Below are 1,548 nucleotides of genomic sequence, written 5' to 3'. Positions count from 1 at the left end.
ACCGACGCCTGTCTGGAAATCATCGATACCCCTTTGGGCATCATGTCCGCCACGCGGGGGTGATATGGGCAAAGGCTGGGATGCCTCACTGAAAGCCGGGCGGCGTGACCGCCTGCGTCAGGAGGTTCTGCACCGCATGGCCGGAGGTCCGCCCCCGAAACCGCTGGACTATACCGGCCATGACGGCACACACGCCAGCTACTACATGCGTGGCTGGAACTCCGTGGATACACGGGACATTTACTGGCAGTGCCAGAAGTACAGGGAAAAATTCAATGTGGAAAAAGGTAATGAACAAAATTTTAAAACTGTGTGACTGGCTGATTTGTTCCCGACTGATGAGAACGCCATGGCCGCTGGCCGGACTGACACTCTGCATGTTCATCATCAGCATGTTATGTGGCTGGCGATCGTTCGTGTTGATGTTGTTGTCCTTTGCCGGGGTGGTGTTGTTTTCATACAGCGCAAGCCTCGGGAATGTGCCATTTCGCCTGCTGCCTGAGGTTCGTTACCGGGCTTTTGGTCGCCACATCATCGTGTGGTCATGGGTGGTCTGGGCGCTGGGATATTTCTGCTGCGTCTTCAGCACGCTGATGATGATGTCACCGGTGCATCCGGTGTTCTGGCTATGTGGTGGCAGTTGCGGCGGTCTGCTCTGTCTTCAGCGTTATCTGTATGGAGGTTTCCCGTGGATCCGTTAACCCTTTCAGGCATCGCCTCTGTTCTGCTGAAAGCCGGGCCGGGGCTGATTCGTTCCGTCGGGCGCTGGTTTGGTGGCAGCACATCTGCCGCCGCTGACTCGGTGGCCGGTATGGTGGAAAGCGTCCGGGAAAGCCTGCCGGTGGCTGAACAGCAACGCATTCTGGAACAAAAACTGGTGATGCTGTCACCGGAGCAACTGATGCAGCTGGAAACCCTGAAAATTCAGCTGCAACAGCTGGAGGTGGAACGGCAGAAGCTGGTGCTGGCTGACCAGCAGGCCGCACACCACGAACAGCAGGAAACCATCCGCAATGGTGACAACGCCACGGACAGCTATGTGCGCCAGACGCGCCCGCTGCTGGCCCGCCTTTCCTGTTACAGCAGTCTGGCCTATGTGCTGTTGCTCTCCTGCGGCCAGATTGCCGGAGCCATTGCGGGTGCCAGAGGTATCACGCTGCATATGCCATCACCGGACTGGGATATCACGCTGATGTTACTTACCCCGGCGCTGGGCTATCTCGGCGTGCGAACCCTTGACGGCTTTGCCCGTTACAGCAAGTCAAGCCGTCACAAAATGTCTGCGGGGCCGAAATGACCGACGAAATCGACCGCATCAGTGAAGTAGTTCTGAACGAGCGTCAGAGCGTCGTTAAAGCCTGGCAGACGCGGACAAAAGAAGCGCCCCACAGTCAGGGATTCTGCAATGACTGTGGGAACGCTATTCCGGCACAGCGCCTTGCGGCGCTGCCGGATGTGGTGACCTGTATTGACTGTCAGCAGATGCGGGAACGCAGGAGGAAAACGTGTCCTGGGAAATGATCAGAGCCAACTGGCCCATTCTGTGGG

The 1,548-nt window shown here is 57.5% G+C and carries 4 protein-coding genes; all 4 read left to right on the top strand.

Features of this window, described 5'->3' with window-relative positions:
- Positions 1-64 precede the first annotated feature (64 nt).
- From A9587_RS24145 to A9587_RS24130, 4 genes are read left to right on the top strand one after another with little or no spacing between them, the layout of a single operon-like run.
- A complete protein-coding gene (locus A9587_RS24145) occupies positions 65-316 on the top strand; it encodes a hypothetical protein (RefSeq protein ID WP_105281990.1) in 252 nt (83 codons plus the stop codon).
- Positions 291-701, top strand: a complete 411-nt coding sequence (locus A9587_RS24140; protein WP_032084917.1) for a hypothetical protein — start codon at positions 291-293, stop codon at positions 699-701. Before A9587_RS24145 ends, A9587_RS24140 begins: the two co-directional genes overlap by 26 nt.
- The gene (locus tag A9587_RS24135) at positions 689-1,297 is read left to right on the top strand and encodes a hypothetical protein (RefSeq protein ID WP_105281989.1); all 609 of its coding nucleotides are present in this window, start codon (positions 689-691) and stop codon (positions 1,295-1,297) included. The genes A9587_RS24140 and A9587_RS24135 overlap by 13 nt, the downstream gene beginning before the upstream one ends.
- Positions 1,294-1,521, top strand: a complete 228-nt coding sequence (locus A9587_RS24130) for a TraR/DksA C4-type zinc finger protein (RefSeq protein ID WP_105281988.1) — start codon at positions 1,294-1,296, stop codon at positions 1,519-1,521. The genes A9587_RS24135 and A9587_RS24130 overlap by 4 nt, the downstream gene beginning before the upstream one ends.
- Positions 1,522-1,548 lie beyond the last annotated feature (27 nt).

Origin of the sequence: Escherichia sp. MOD1-EC6162 (assembly GCF_002965125.1) — a bacterium.
Taxonomy (GTDB): domain Bacteria; phylum Pseudomonadota; class Gammaproteobacteria; order Enterobacterales; family Enterobacteriaceae; genus Escherichia; species Escherichia marmotae.
This window is presented reverse-complemented; position numbering and strand designations above follow the sequence as displayed.